Raw genomic sequence first — 13,701 nt, 5'->3', positions numbered from 1 at the left:
CTCTGTTGGTACTCACGTTTAGTGATTGTAGGCAGAGTTTCCTGTCACATTCCGCGGTTTTACCTAACATCGAAAACCATGAACACTGAAACAGCTGAACTTTTCACCCCCGCCCCCGAATGGTCCGGCCGCTCTGATGGCCCGGGCCCAGAGCACGCCCGCTGGCATAGCGTTATCAATCAGTCCGCCGCTTGCCCAGCCCCAGTCACTCTCCTGGGTTTTGCTTCCGATGAGGGCGTGCTGCGTAATGGTGGGCGCCAGGGTGCAGCCGCAGGCCCGGCTACACTGCGCTCCGCGCTCGGCTCCTTGGCGGTACACCATGAGCATGCGCTTGCCGACGCCGGCACGATCACCACCCAGGCCGATGACCTCGAGGGCGCCCACGACGCCCTTTCCGAAAAGGTGCAAGAACTCGTCGCGGCCGGCAGCCTACCCATCATCCTGGGCGGCGGGCACGAGACCGCCTTTGGCTCTCACCGCGGCCTGTATCGCGCGGTAGGCGCCACCAAGATCATCAATCTGGACGCCCATTTCGATCTGCGCCGCGCGGACCGAGCCACCTCCGGCACCCCGTTCAAGCAGATCGCCGACCTGTCTGACGACTTCGATTACACCGTGCTGGGTATTTCCCGCCCCAATAACACCGCGGTGCTTTTCAACGAAGCCGAATCGCTCGGTGTAGCCGTCACCCTGGACGAAGAGCTAGTCAACCTCACTCCCGCCGAATGCGGCGAGCTTGCCGCTCGTGCCACCGAGGGCAAGGACAAGGTTCACTTGTCCATCGACCTCGATGTCCTGCCAGCTTCTACCGCACCGGGCGTATCCGCCCCGGCATCTCTGGGCGTAAGCTATGAGCGCATCCGCGCCATGGCGGTGGCTATTGCGCAGACGGGAAAGCTGGCCTTGGTGGACGTCGTCGAGCTCAACCCCACCTTTGACATAGATAACCGCACCGCCAAAGCAGCGGCGCGGCTTATCGACGACATTGTCACGGCCCACCTCGCTAGCTAAACGCCAACGGCGTTGGGGTTTACTCGGGCCGTGAAGTTTATCGGGTAGCTTTCTTACTCATCCATCGTTGGACTCCCCACCACATAGCGGGAGTACAGGCAACGGCGATGAGCCAGTAGACAAGCCAGAAGCTACCCGCTAAGCCAGTCACCACAATGCCTATGAGCAGCAAAAGCGCTGCGCCAACACTTGCAACCACACACTTTGTGAAACTGCGCCTGTCCGCATGAGCACTTTCTCGGGGTGCAACTCCAGAAACCTTCCGGTCTACGAATCCAATAATGTCTTTGCCGAAGACAACCGAGAAAGCAATATAAAAGGCCGCGAATCCGTGCATGAACTCAGCCCTACCGCCTTGGCTCAGGCTCACGTAGAAAAATACTAAGAGTAGCAGGTCGATAATTGGGGTCGCGGCCATAAGTATCAAGCCAAGTTTGCGCAGATTAAACACGTAGCGCACGAGGCAGCCAGCCACTAAGCAAAGCCAAAAAGCTACCTCAGCTGCGATGGTGGCTATAAGCATCATTGCCCTCCAGCGATATCGATCTTCTAACCCGTCTTGGGTTCAACTTATCAAAAAAGCAGGTGGGCAATCGGCGTGGCGATGAGAATGGTCAGCGCTACTCGCTCAAACCAAATGATGACCAAGTGGGTCAGCTTCACCGGGATCTTGGTAGCCAGGATGCACGGCACCAGCGCCGAGAAGAAAATAATGGCAGAGACTGCCACCACGCCGATGACGAACTTGAGCACCATGCTGTCACTGCCAGCCACTGCGGTGGCGGGCAGGAACATCTCCGCAATTCCCATGGCCGCGCCCTTGCCCGCTTGTACCGGCTCCGGCAGCCGCACTACCCACGCAAATGGGTAGAACAGGTAGCCAATCCACTCGAAGATGGGCGTAAAGCGCGCAAGCAGCAGTCCAATGAGACCCACCGACATAATAGACGGCACGATTGCCGCCGCCATGCGCACACCATCGCGCAGGTTCTCCCAAATGGATTCCCACAAAGACGGTGCGCGTTGTAGCGCCAGCATCGCCTCACGCCACGCGTTTTTGATGCGCGAGCCTTCCACCGGCTTTTCCGGATCTGGGTGCGCGTCGGCAAAATACTCGTCCGGAATGGTCCGCAGCGGTGGAATCCGCACGGTAATGGCGGTAACCACAAAGGTCACGATGAGCGTGACTATGAAGTAGGTGCCCCAAATTTTCATCAGGTCGAGCTGCTTGGCCACGATGACCATAAAGGCCGCAGAGACCGTCGAAAAGCCGGTGGCAATAATCGCTGCCTCACGCCCGGTGTATCCGCCCTTTTGGTAGACGCGGTCCGTGACCAAAATTCCCAGGGAATATGAGCCCACGAACGAGGCCACTGCATCAATGGCAGAGCGCCCCGGCGTCTTCCACAGCGGCCGCATGATGGGCTGCATGAGCACGCCGACGAACTCCAGCAGGCCAAAGCCAATGAGAAACGCAAGGAACGCACCACCAATAGGCACGATGAGGCCTACCGGAACGGCAATCGAGTTCCACAAGAACGGCACCAAGTCCTCGTCACCGAGCACCCACGGCAGCGCATCGATGACCATAAGAAACGAGATCACCGCACCGACAATATTGAGCACCGCAAAGACTGCCTGAAGCGCGCTTTCTTTAAATGCGCCGGTAGTAAAACTCCGCGCCGTTCCGTACACGGCCAAGGCAAAACAATCCACGGCACCGCCGCCGGAATCCCCTCACGCACCATGGTGACCAGGTGGTCCAAAGGAATGGAGCGCTTATCCTGATACGTCACCGGCAGGAAGAATACGAACGCGCCAATCGCGCTATATAAAAAAAAGTTTCCACCGTCCCCCAGGCTGCGGGATTTCCCCGTCATGGCTCTGGTGGGAGGAATAAACCGATTCGGTAGAAGTCACAGTAAAACCGTCCCCTCAAGCTTGCATACAAAAATCAAGCCCGCGTGACAGCCATACGCGAACATTGGGGACATGTTATCTAAGTAACAGCTCACTGTCTACACGTTTTCGAGATCCAAGGCACAATAGAGTCATGTCTAAACCTATCCGCGTCGTGGGCGCCGTCTTCGTCGATGAAGAACGCACACAGCTTTTAGCCTTCCGCAAGAAGCCCGGCACCTCCCTTGCTGGCAGGTGGGAATTTCCCGGCGGCAAGATCGAACCCGGCGAAACACCAGAGCAAGCACTCGCGCGCGAACTTAAGGAAGAACTCGGCATTTCAGCCACCATCGGCGAACAGGTAACGACCACCGTTCATCATTACGATTTCGCCACCATCGAGCTCACCACCTTTTACTGCACCACCACCGCCTCCCTGCTAGCCGACAATTTCAGTCTCACCGACCACGACGATACGAAATGGGTTACCTCCACAGAGGCCGCGCAGCTGACTTGGGCTCCCGTAGATATCCCGGCGGTAGAAGCTATTGCTTCTAGTCACAGCTAAGAAAGGAATCCACCCGCGGACTTGACCAATTAGATAGGAACACCCCGAGCGAGCCCTCGCCCGTGAACTTCACGAAGAGCTCGGTATCGAAGCCACCATCGGCGAGAAGGTCACCACCACCGTGCACGTGTATAAGTTCGCCACCATCGAGCTGACCACTTTTCGCTGCACCACCGAGGCCAACCTGACAACCGAAGGCCTCGTCCTCACCAACCACGACGCTACCCACTGGGTCACCCCAGACAAAGCCCAAGAACTAGAGTGGGCGCCGACCGACATTTCGAGCCTCAAACTTTTAGGCCTGGAATAACGAAACTCCGGTATGTGTCAGACTCCAGCATTTGCCGTATCTTAATTCCAGCTTCAAAGACTTCCATCTGGTGCTCAATCATGTATTCAACAATCGGATGAGTAATTTTTCCACCATTGGTCGCTTTTCCTGGATACTCTGGGCGTGCAGTTAATGAGTCGTAGTATTTTCGCTCGACACCATTAACATTGCGGAATTTCGTGTCCTCTTCATCTAGCTCGATTTCAGGGTGGACGGCGCATCTACGCAGTAGACTCGAGAGCTTTTCGATTTCCGAACTCGGCGGCGTTTTCGGTCACCCATACTTGATCCCGATCGCAGCTACTACCAAGATCTCATCTCGATGCCAGGGCACTCGCGTCGTTTTCATGCAAATACACCTCTTAAGGGAACAAGAGTTCGTAAAATTATATGGAATGTCCGCCAACTCGCTATGCTCTCAACAGAGAATCACCACAGACGCTTTATTAATCAAACCATTATCACACGATGGTTGTTTACGTTTTCACGACCAGAAAGGAACCGGCTCGATGGCTACCTCACGCCTCCACTCATTCGAGATTTGCGCTGGCGCTGGCGGCCAGGCTTTGGGCTTAGAACAGGCAGGTTTCCATCACGCAGCGGTCGTCGAAATTGATAATTGGGCCGCTGAAACTCTCCGCCAGAACCGCGGAACTGAAGGACCTCTTGGAAAATGGAATGTCCATGAAATGGACGTCCATGACCTGGATGGTAGGCCATGGAGAGGGAAAATCGATCTATTTGCTGGCGGAGTTCCATGCCCTCCTTTTTCAATAGCAGGTAAGCAACTTGGCGCCGACGATGAACGCGACCTCTTTCCACAGGCGCTACGTCTGATCAACGAAATTGATCCACGTGCTGTGCTTCTAGAAAACGTTAAAGGGCTCGGTCAAAAACGGTTTGACTCCTACCGAAATCAAATAATCGATCAGCTTGAAAAGATGGGGTACACCGCCTTTTGGAAACTTCTCCAAGCAGCTGATTATGGAGTGCCGCAGCTTCGACCAAGGTTCATCCTTGTCGCTTTAAAGAATGAATTTGCCAACTATTTTGCCTGGCCGAAAGTAGTTAGATCACACACGCCGGTGGGAACAGCACTTCTCCCGCTCATGGCAGAAAATGGTTGGCCTGGGGCTGAAGCTTGGGCTCGAAACGCAAACACAGTGGGCCCGACTCTTGTTGGCGGAAGCAAAAAACACGGTGGGCCAGATGTAGGGCCAACGCGCGCTCGAGAAGCCTGGAAGAAACTCGGAATCAAGGGCTCCTCTATCGCCGAATCACCGCCAGCTGCTGATTTCACAACAGACCCCGAACAAGAAATGCCGCGTTTGACGGTACGAATGGGTGGAGTCATCCAAGGTTTCCCCGAGGACTGGAAGTGGGCCGGTGGGAAAACCGCACAATGGCGACAGGTTGGCAATGCCTTTCCTCCGCCGGTGGCCAAGGCAATCGGCGAACGCATAAAGTTCGCGCTGCGAAAGAAACCAATTCCGAAGTCTCTAGAACCTGCAACACCAACCCGTGTCAACCAGCTGAGTCTGATTTAAAATTGGCAAGGTGATTGCCAAGATTCAACCTGAAACGATTTCTATACAGCTAGCGGCTGCATTCAAGAAGCAAGACCCTACTGGAGAACGCCTCGGACGTGTCTTCCGCGAGTCTTTCGACCAGATTTATGATGGTCAACATACTGGACGTTTCGCCATTAGCCAGCTCAGTAAAACCGAATCTGCTCACCTCGGCTCAATAGTTGAAATCAACATTCGCCGAGAATTCGACGGCTTTATCGGCGACGGTGAGGTGATGGATTTCGACATCGAGGGCTTCGAAGTTGACTGCAAGTACTCGAAACAGAAGTTTGGCTGGATGATCCCTATCGAGGCTCTCGGACATCATGGAATGCTTTGCCATGCCGACGATGAGCAGGGAACTTTTCGAGTTGGATTCGCTCTTCTCGATGACTCAATTCTGACTAGAGGCGGCAATCGCGACGGCAAGCGCTCAATTTCCGCCGCTGGTCGCAGCGCAATTCAATGGCTTTTCCTAGACGAAGCTTTTCCGCCGAACACCCTCCTGCAACTCAGCGAGGAGGACCGAGCAAAGATTTTCTCTTCAGGTTCCGGAGCTCAGCGCCTCAATGAATTGTTCAGAATTGCTCAAGGCATCATAGTCCCACGCGGCATCATCGCCACTGTCGCGCAGCAAAAGGATTATATGAAACGTATTCGATACAACGGAGGCTCTCGTTCTGCTCTACAGCCTGAGGGGATCGTGATCCTTGGAGATTACCTCAAGCACCAGAAAATTGCCTCCGAATTAGGGCTGCCAATCCCCAAAGACGGCGATTCACTATCAACGCGATTGGTTAAGTGTGAGAAAAGCTTCGAGGGCTCTAAGACCTATATCGATGATTCTTACTGGCGAATTGCAACACCGACCGATGAAGTCGAACCAGCTCCGAAACTCCCGTTCAAGTAGACATCTAAACCCCGGTCCTGATGTAATGACGCCCATTGAACAACCAGCGCTAGTACAACACAGCCAGCGGCCGGCCTTCCCTACTTCGTGGTGGAAGCCCGGCCGATGATGTGGTTATATCGGGCGCTTGCTTAGTTGTAGTAGCTGGCCTTGCCGATGATGCCGTGGACGATCTCAGCGATGTGCTTGGCATCGGTGCCGGTGCCCTGCTCAATCTGAGTGCGGCAGGAAAAGCCATCAGCGATGACAACCTTGCCTTCCGCGGCTGCCTTCCTCACCTTCGGGAATAGTTCGCGCTCTCCCAGCGCCATGGACACTTCAGCGTGGCCTTTCTCAAAGCCCCAGTTGCCGGCCAGGCCGCAGCAGCCGGTAGCGATCTGTTCCTCGTTGATCCCCAATGCCCGCAGCACGGCAGCGGAATGTTGCGGATCGCCTAAGGACTTTTCATGGCAGTGCACCTGTGTCAGCGCAGAGACATCGCCCGGCGCGATGACGCCGGCGGCAACGAATTGCTCAAGACGGCTGGCAATAAACTCGCTAAACGAGTGGGTGTTGCGCGCCAGGCTCTTAATCACTGCGCCGTATGTCGGGTCGTCGCAAAGCTCAGCGGCTTCATGTTGCAGCATCACGGTGCATGAGGGCTCCACGCCGATGACCGGCAGGCCACGGTCCAGGTAAGGTTTCATCACCTTCGCCGTCTGTTTGAGCACGCGCTGCGTCATATCCAACTGACCCGTCGAGTGCCAGGTCAGGCCGCAACAGACGAACTGTTGAGGGATAATGACCGTGTAGCCGAGTGCTTCGAGAACCTCAACTGCGGCCGTCGCAGGCGAGGTACCCAACGAGGAGTTGAAGGAGTCCGGCCACAGGACCACCGTCCGCTCGTGGTCGGCCAGCGGCGGTACCGTCGCCTTGTCATTGTTGTTCGCGGTGCTGTTGTTCGCGGTGCTGTTGTTCGCGACGTCGTCAAGCGTGGCGACGGGGGTGTGCTGCTTGTGCCACTTGCGCAGAGACGTGTGGGCGAAGCGGATGAGCGGGCGGTTCGGGTCGAGGCCGCCCACCTTCGCGATGAGCTTGGCGAGGCCCTTGGTGGTCATCGCCTTGTCGATGAGCGTGGGCACCACCGGAATCTTGTGCGCGATATACCCCAGCAGCGGCAGCCAGCCCATCACATAATGCGCGCCCGGGCGCAGCTTGCCTTTGTAATGGTTGTGCAGGAACTCCGCCTTATACGTCGCCATGTCCACGTTCACCGGGCATTCGGAAACGCACGCCTTGCAGGACAAGCACAGGTCGAGGGCTTCCTCCACTTCCTTGGAATCAAAGCCGTCCCCTATGGACTCGCCACGGAACATCTCACTGAACATGCGGGCACGGCCGCGGGTCGAGTGCATCTCGTCGCCGGTGATCTGGAAGGACGGACACATCGAGCCCGACTCACTACGACAAGCGGACACGCCAACGCAACGGTTAATTGCATTGACCATCGAGCCCTTGTCGTGGCTCAGCGCGTGGACCGGAGTGAGCTCAAAGTGACGCTGCCCCGGCGCCATGCGCAGGCCCTGGTTCACGGCATCGGCCTTGACGAGCACGCCCGGGTTGAAGAAGTTCTCTGGGTCGAAGATCTCCTTGAACTGCTCAAACAACGCACGCATCTCATCGGAGTACATGCGGTCCAGCAGCGCCGATCGGGCACGGCCATCGCCATGCTCACCGGAGAGCGATCCGCCATACGAGGACACCAGCTCAGCGGCCTCATTCATGAAGGACTCAAACTGCTTGACGCCCTCCTCAGTACCAAAATTGAAGGAGATGCGCACGTGCACGCAGCCCTCACCGAAGTGGCCAAAAGGAATGCCGCGCAGCTCGTACTTGACCATCAACGCGTAGAGGTCCCGCAGGTAGTCCGCGAGGTTCTCCGGGGGAACTGCGGAGTCCTCCCAGTTGGGCCAGGCTTCCCCGCCATCCGGCAGACGGGTCACAATGCCCGCGGACGCCTCGCGGATGCGCCACAACTCGCGCATCTCCTTCTGCTCGTGAACCACCACGTAGTCCACGGTCTCTACGGCAGTGGCCACCTCCTGCGCACGCGCGAGCGCATGCTCCAGGTCCTCAGCACCAACCTCACAGTAGAGCCAGCCGCCAGCCTCAATCCCCTTGCGGTTGCCCGGCAGATTCTCACCCGCGTGCTCCTGCCCCACTTTGGAGCGCAGCGCCCCCAGCAGATCACCGCCCATGCCCTCAATGGTCGCCACGTCAGGCAAACGCAGCTTGGCCGCGGCAGCCGCTGCGTCAAAGACGGTATCGAAGGCCAACACCGCGAGTGCCTTGGCCTTGGGCACCGGCACCAACTTGACCGTCAGCTTGGTGATGATGCCGGTGGTTCCCTCCGATCCCGCCAACGCCTTGGCAGTGTCGAAGCCATTGCGCTCCAAGAGGTAGTGCAAACCGTAACCGGACACCTGGCGGGGGAAGCGGCCGAGCTCGGCGTCGATAAGCGCAGCGTTGTCCTCCACCAAAGCCTTAAGCTGTGCGTCAATCTCAGGGTCGTCGCACCCGCCCTCGCTAAAGGTCACCTCGCGGCCATCGGCCAGCATGATCGTGACGTCCACGAGGTTCTCCGCGGCCGTACCAAAAGCCACCGAGTGGGAGCCACAGGCATTGTTGGCCACCATGCCACCCACGGTGCAGCGCGAGTGCGTGGAGGGATCCGGGCCGTAAGTGAGGCCGTGCGGGAGGGCGGCGTCGCGCAGCGCATCTGCCACCACACCTGGTTCGATGGTGGCAGTGCGCTTGGCGACGTCGATATTCAGAATGCGGTTGAAGTAGCGCGAGGTATCGATGATGAGACCCTCGCCAATGGCATTTCCCGCGACGGACGTGCCGCCGCCGCGACCCACGACCTTCCAGCCTTTGGCCTTCGCGATGTCCAAGCCATCGCGAATCTCGTCCACGTTGTGCGGCTCCAAAATGGCCGAGGGCACGCGGCGGAAGATGGAGGCGTCTGAGGTATAAGCCGCGCGTGATGCCATGTCGGTGCGCAGGTTCGTGCGTGCAATCTTTGAGTAGACGCTGGGGTCTAAACGATTGAAGTGAATTGTATTCGTCATTTTCGCAGCTTTCGATGTGGTACCCATCAGGGACTCGGCCTCAAGGTAAGTAACATGTTACTTCACGAAGGGGTCCTTCGGGTAAGAACTTCGCGTCAATTCATCGGCAATTCGTTATGGTGATTAGCTATGGCACCAAACTCTCCGGCACCACAGCCCTCGTCAGGCACCCAGCCAGCACGAGCCATGGCACGTGCGGTGATCCCTACAAAGAACCTGGCCACCCAGGTCATGAACTACGTTCGTGATTGTGCGCAGAATGGCTCAATGGCACCCGGCGAGTGGTACAGCGTCTACAAGCTTTCAGAGCAGCTGGGCATTTCCCGCTCCCCCGTTCGCGACGGCTTGCTGCGCCTAGAAGAAGCCGGACTGATTGAATTCTCCCGCAACCGCGGGTTCCAGATTGTGGAGACCAAGCCTTCCGATGTTGCCGATATCTTCGACATGCGCTTGGCCCTAGAGCCGCGCATCGCCGCCCGCGCCGCGTTGGCACGCAGCGACGAGCAGCTGGCGCAGATGCGCGCGCTCCTCCAATCCATGGAAGCAAGCGTCCAGGCCGGCAACGAGCCGGAGTTTTTCTCTTGGGACAAGCAGCTTCACGACGCCATCTTGGTCGCCGGTGGCTCCACCCGTGCCAGGGACACCCTGGACAAGCTGCGCACGCACACCCAAATTCTGACCGATTCCACGGTGCGCAACGAGCGCTCCTTGGAGCAGGTGCATTCAGAGCACATACCGATCGTTGATGCCATCGCAAAAGGCGACGCCCATGTGGCGCGCCAGGACATGGCGTCACACATCACGGCAACCGGTCGCCTGCTCCTGCGCCAGACTCTGCGCCGCCGCAACCCGCAGCTATCAGAAGCCGAGGCAGAGCAGCGAGTCGAAGAGATTTGGGATGCTCACACCCGTGAGCTTTAGGGCATGTGCTTTAAAAATTAATCCTCACCGTGTGTGCGAGCGCGGGCCTTTTTCGCGTCCGTCTTGGGACGGTAGTTCAGGATGAAGGCACATACAGCGCACAGGGTAGAACAGGTAAAAGTCACCGGAGCCAACCAGTTTTCTACGCCGATGACGGTGCCTTGGTTAAGGGTTACGATGCCCAGGCTCTGGGTTGCGATGATTCCCACGCCACCGAGGAGGAAGGCGAAGAGGAACAGGAAGAACAGCGCTTGGACGAGTCCGAAGAATGCTTTCATGATGCTTGAGCTCCTTTAAGCCGGGACGTAGATGGGAAGCCAGCCCATGCCGATGAGCCATGCCAGCGCAATCATCGGGAGGACGAAGAACAGGATGAGCGGGACGAACATCTTTGGCGGGTCCGCCTCGGCCATTGCTGCGGAGAGGTAGATCGGCGCACCGCCTGGAGGCGAAGCGCCCTCGGTCGAAGTGCACAGCAGGATGACCACGATGGCCACAGTGGGATCGATTCCCACGGCGGTCAGCGCCGCAACTGCGGGCGCACCGATAGCGGCTGCGGTTGCAGTGGACGAGAGCGGCGTTGCCACGAGGACGGCCAGGATGCCCACGGCGATGAGCATGACCCACTTAGGCAGTGACATTGCATCGAGCAGGCTCGAAAGCTGATCGCCGACGCCGAGCTCCTCCATGATCTTCGCCGCGGTAAGCGCCGCGAAGAGGGAGATACCAACGGTGGCGAACTGCGGAAGGTCGCGCTTGAACTGCGCTGCGAGGTGCACATTGTTGGCACGGATTCGCCATGCGCCTTCGATAAGGGCGATGAGGGTGATAAGAATCGGCACCCAGACGATGATCGAAATGGCCTTCACACCGTCCTCGCCGATGTTGGCTTCCTTGCCCAGGTAGCCGGCCAGCGGTCCGATGGTCAGGAGCACTGGGACGATGATGCCCAGGAAGATAGAGGGTGAGGACCAGCCGTGCTTGATGGCGTGGCCGAAGCTGACCATCTCCTCGCGCTCGGTTGCCTTGATGCCGTCGGCGAGTCCACCAGAACACAACGATGAGGCGGTAGAGCACCGCGTAGGCGCCGCCGCAGGCAAGTGCGACGTACACGCTGGATGCAGAGGCACCCGCTGCGGCAGGCAAAGCCAGGATGATGAACATGGTGGAGTTCGGCGGCAGCGCCACGCCAAGGCCGGAGTTGCCGGCGACGAGCGTTGCAGCGCGCTCCGAGGTCCAGCCCGCCTTCTTCATCCATGGGATGGTGACAGATCCGACCGTCGCGGAGTTGCCCGCGGTGGAGCCAGCCATCAGGCCGATCATTGCCGAGCCCAGCGTCGAGACATAAGCAGCGCCACCACGCACGCGTCCGAAGATCGAGTTGAGAATCTCAATCAAGCGGTCAATGAGTCCAGTTGCCTGAACGATGATGCCCATGAAGACGAATGCCATACCGGCGAAGGTGACTTCAGACTGCGCAGCCTCCTTGGCGGATTCCCACAGTAGTGCTGGTGCTCGAGTGCCGCCCAGCAGAGCGGTACAGATGAGCGCTACGACGAGAGATTCGGAGATATCCCTCTTCAAGAGCGTGTTAAAGACCACGGTTACCGCGATGAAGATTGCTAGTGCGGCAATACCCATGAGTCCCTCCTCACATAATTCAGATTAAAGAAAACCGTTTCGGTGATGGCGCTCACAGTAGCATGTTACATGTCAATCATTTGCAATTTTCGCAAAACGCAAATACCCCCGCACCACCCACAATCGGGCAGTACAGGGGCATAAGGAAGCTTGGAAGATGACCTCAAACGTGCAGATTAACCGTCAAAGACCTTCAAAATATCGTCGAGTTTCCGCTGATAAACTTGGACCCGCTCTTCGTAACGCTGGGCAATCGACGACACGCGCAGTAGACGGGAGGACTTGGGGGAAGCAAAGACCACAACGACGTCCTTCTCCCCCATCTAAAGCAGTTGTTCTACAGAACCGCGGTAGGTATGACCGGACAGATTGTGCACGGAACGCCCCAGCTAACCCTTACGTGGAATTCTTTTAAGGATGGCTTTTCTCTCCGCCAAAGTTTCACGGCTAAACGTCCACGCAACGACACCCATCGCAGCGACCAATCCGCACACGGCAAAAGCCTTGGCAAAACCAAAGTAGTCCGCCAATCCCCCGACTACGATGGGGCCGAGGATTTGACCGAAGTCGCCGGCCATCTGAAATGTCGACAAGACCTGCCCACCGGAGCGTTGGTTGCCCACTACGTCACCGATCGCTGCCGTTTGCGCGGGATTGATAAGGCCAGAAGAAGCTCCGGCCAGTGCAGACACCACCAGGAGCGTCAAGACAGAATCTGCAAGGCCGAGCAATCCCACAAATACACCGGTGCCGATGAGTCCGATCAGAATCAGAGGGCGTCGACCATAAGTGTCCGCCCATTTTCCTGAAAACTGCAGCACTACAGCGTTGCCGAACGCGAAGACTGCCAACGCAAAACCTGATGCCGCCGCACCGTTATGGAAAACTGTTGCCGCAAACAGTGGAAGCACAGACACGCGTACGCCCATGTTGATCCAGCCTTGGGCAAAGTTGGAGGTCAACACCGCCCGGAAAGCGGTATCGTGCCATGCCTCGTTAAGTTTCATCGGCTGCAGTTTTGTCGCGTTGGGGTCATCTTCCTCAATTGCGGGCATCAGAATCCACACGACTACCGCAGCTAAGGCCACGCCGAGCCCATAGATAACAAACGGCCAACGAAAACCGAGGAAAGACAAGCTGGCGCCAAGCAACGGGCCGATGACGTTGCCCAAAAGAAAGGCAGTGGCATAGGTGGCCGAACACTTTCCACGAATGCTCGGAGGTGACAGTCTCACGATGAGTCCCATGGCGGAGACCGTGAACATCGTCGAACCAATGCCAGCCAAGGCCCTGAACACTACGATGTGCCAATACTCTTGCGAGATGGCGACGAGTCCCGTGGTCACGGCCACTGTAAAAAGTCCGCCAAGATAGACCCAACGGGATCCAAACCTATCGACAAGGCTTCCGGCACTCGGCGCAAAGACCAAACGGCTAGCGGAGAAAATGGATACCACCATGCCTGCCGCGGCCATCGAAACATCGAAGCTGACCACGAACTGCGGAAGCAGCGGCGCGATCAGCCCGTAGCCCAAAGCAATAAGGAAAGCCGCGGAGACCATAATCCAGATTTCACGAGGAATCTTTGCCGGCTGCCCGAGCGCATCGATTGGCTCTGCGGAATTCTCTTTATTTGTCATAGCAACAAACACCATAGTCCGACGTTCAACACTTAAGTAACCAGAACTAAAGACAGCTTCACCGATAGAACTTGTGTTCTAAAAAAGGTCCGGTATGTCAGG

General features: G+C 57.3%; 9 protein-coding genes and 3 pseudogenes. 6 read left to right on the top strand and 6 right to left on the bottom strand.

Translation table 11 applies throughout. The features are described 5' to 3' along the window. Positions 1 to 78 precede the first annotated feature (78 nt). Positions 79 to 1,011: a formimidoylglutamase gene (gene hutG, locus HMPREF3153_RS02100; protein WP_070419883.1), complete on the top strand. Its 933-nt coding sequence runs from the start codon at positions 79 to 81 to the stop codon at positions 1,009 to 1,011. 573 nt (positions 1,012 to 1,584) lie between these two features. On the opposite strand, the pseudogene HMPREF3153_RS02090 reads toward hutG, so the two are convergent. Continuing rightward, positions 1,585 to 2,931 (bottom strand): annotated as a pseudogene (locus HMPREF3153_RS02090) (YjiH family protein). Between the two features lie 133 nt (positions 2,932 to 3,064). Between HMPREF3153_RS02090 and HMPREF3153_RS02085 the strand changes: the two are divergent. The 4 genes and pseudogenes from HMPREF3153_RS02085 to HMPREF3153_RS02070 all read left to right on the top strand — a co-directional run bounded on the left by HMPREF3153_RS02085 (position 3,065) and on the right by HMPREF3153_RS02070 (position 6,287). Further along, positions 3,065 to 3,478, top strand: a complete 414-nt coding sequence (locus tag HMPREF3153_RS02085) for a (deoxy)nucleoside triphosphate pyrophosphohydrolase (protein WP_070419882.1) — start codon at positions 3,065 to 3,067, stop codon at positions 3,476 to 3,478. A gap of 49 nt (positions 3,479 to 3,527) precedes the next feature. Then, positions 3,528 to 3,788 (top strand): annotated as a pseudogene (locus HMPREF3153_RS02080) (NUDIX domain-containing protein); the annotation flags it as partial. 530 nt (positions 3,789 to 4,318) lie between these two features. Beyond that, positions 4,319 to 5,356, top strand: coding sequence for a DNA cytosine methyltransferase (locus tag HMPREF3153_RS02075; RefSeq protein WP_070419881.1), 1,038 nt, complete (start codon positions 4,319 to 4,321; stop codon positions 5,354 to 5,356). Between the two features lie 10 nt (positions 5,357 to 5,366). After that, positions 5,367 to 6,287 carry a NaeI family type II restriction endonuclease gene (locus tag HMPREF3153_RS02070; protein WP_070419880.1) on the top strand — a complete coding sequence of 307 codons (921 nt, stop codon included), beginning with the start codon at positions 5,367 to 5,369 and terminating at the stop codon, positions 6,285 to 6,287. A gap of 131 nt (positions 6,288 to 6,418) precedes the next feature. On the opposite strand, the gene HMPREF3153_RS02065 is transcribed toward HMPREF3153_RS02070, so the two are convergent. Beyond that, entirely contained in the window at positions 6,419 to 9,397 is a 2,979-nt protein-coding gene (locus tag HMPREF3153_RS02065) for an FAD-binding and (Fe-S)-binding domain-containing protein (RefSeq protein ID WP_070419879.1), read from the bottom strand. A gap of 129 nt (positions 9,398 to 9,526) precedes the next feature. On the opposite strand from HMPREF3153_RS02065, the gene HMPREF3153_RS02060 reads away from it, so the two are divergent. Then, positions 9,527 to 10,318: a GntR family transcriptional regulator gene (locus HMPREF3153_RS02060; protein WP_065422341.1), complete on the top strand. Its 792-nt coding sequence runs from the start codon at positions 9,527 to 9,529 to the stop codon at positions 10,316 to 10,318. Between the two features lie 17 nt (positions 10,319 to 10,335). Here the strand turns inward: HMPREF3153_RS02060 and HMPREF3153_RS02055 are convergent, their stop codons facing one another. From HMPREF3153_RS02055 to HMPREF3153_RS02045, 4 genes and pseudogenes are all read right to left on the bottom strand, one after another. Further along, positions 10,336 to 10,596: a hypothetical protein gene (locus HMPREF3153_RS02055; RefSeq protein ID WP_049062624.1), complete on the bottom strand. Its 261-nt coding sequence runs from the start codon at positions 10,594 to 10,596 to the stop codon at positions 10,336 to 10,338. A gap of 15 nt (positions 10,597 to 10,611) precedes the next feature. After that, a pseudogene (locus HMPREF3153_RS13195) lies at positions 10,612 to 11,959 on the bottom strand (TRAP transporter large permease subunit). Positions 11,960 to 12,135: 176 nt separating this feature from the next. Continuing rightward, complete coding sequence (locus HMPREF3153_RS12695; protein ID WP_168161711.1) at positions 12,136 to 12,282, bottom strand: hypothetical protein; 147 nt, start codon at positions 12,280 to 12,282, stop codon at positions 12,136 to 12,138. A 66-nt stretch (positions 12,283 to 12,348) separates the two neighbouring features. Then, positions 12,349 to 13,599, bottom strand: coding sequence for an MFS transporter (locus tag HMPREF3153_RS02045; RefSeq protein ID WP_049151777.1), 1,251 nt, complete (start codon positions 13,597 to 13,599; stop codon positions 12,349 to 12,351). Positions 13,600 to 13,701: the final 102 nt, after the last annotated feature.

The organism is Corynebacterium sp. HMSC06C06 (genome assembly GCF_001807295.1).
Taxonomy (GTDB): Bacteria; Actinomycetota; Actinomycetes; order Mycobacteriales; family Mycobacteriaceae; genus Corynebacterium; species Corynebacterium striatum.
Note: the sequence above shows the minus strand (reverse complement) of the source record. Positions and strands in the feature narration are given on the sequence as shown.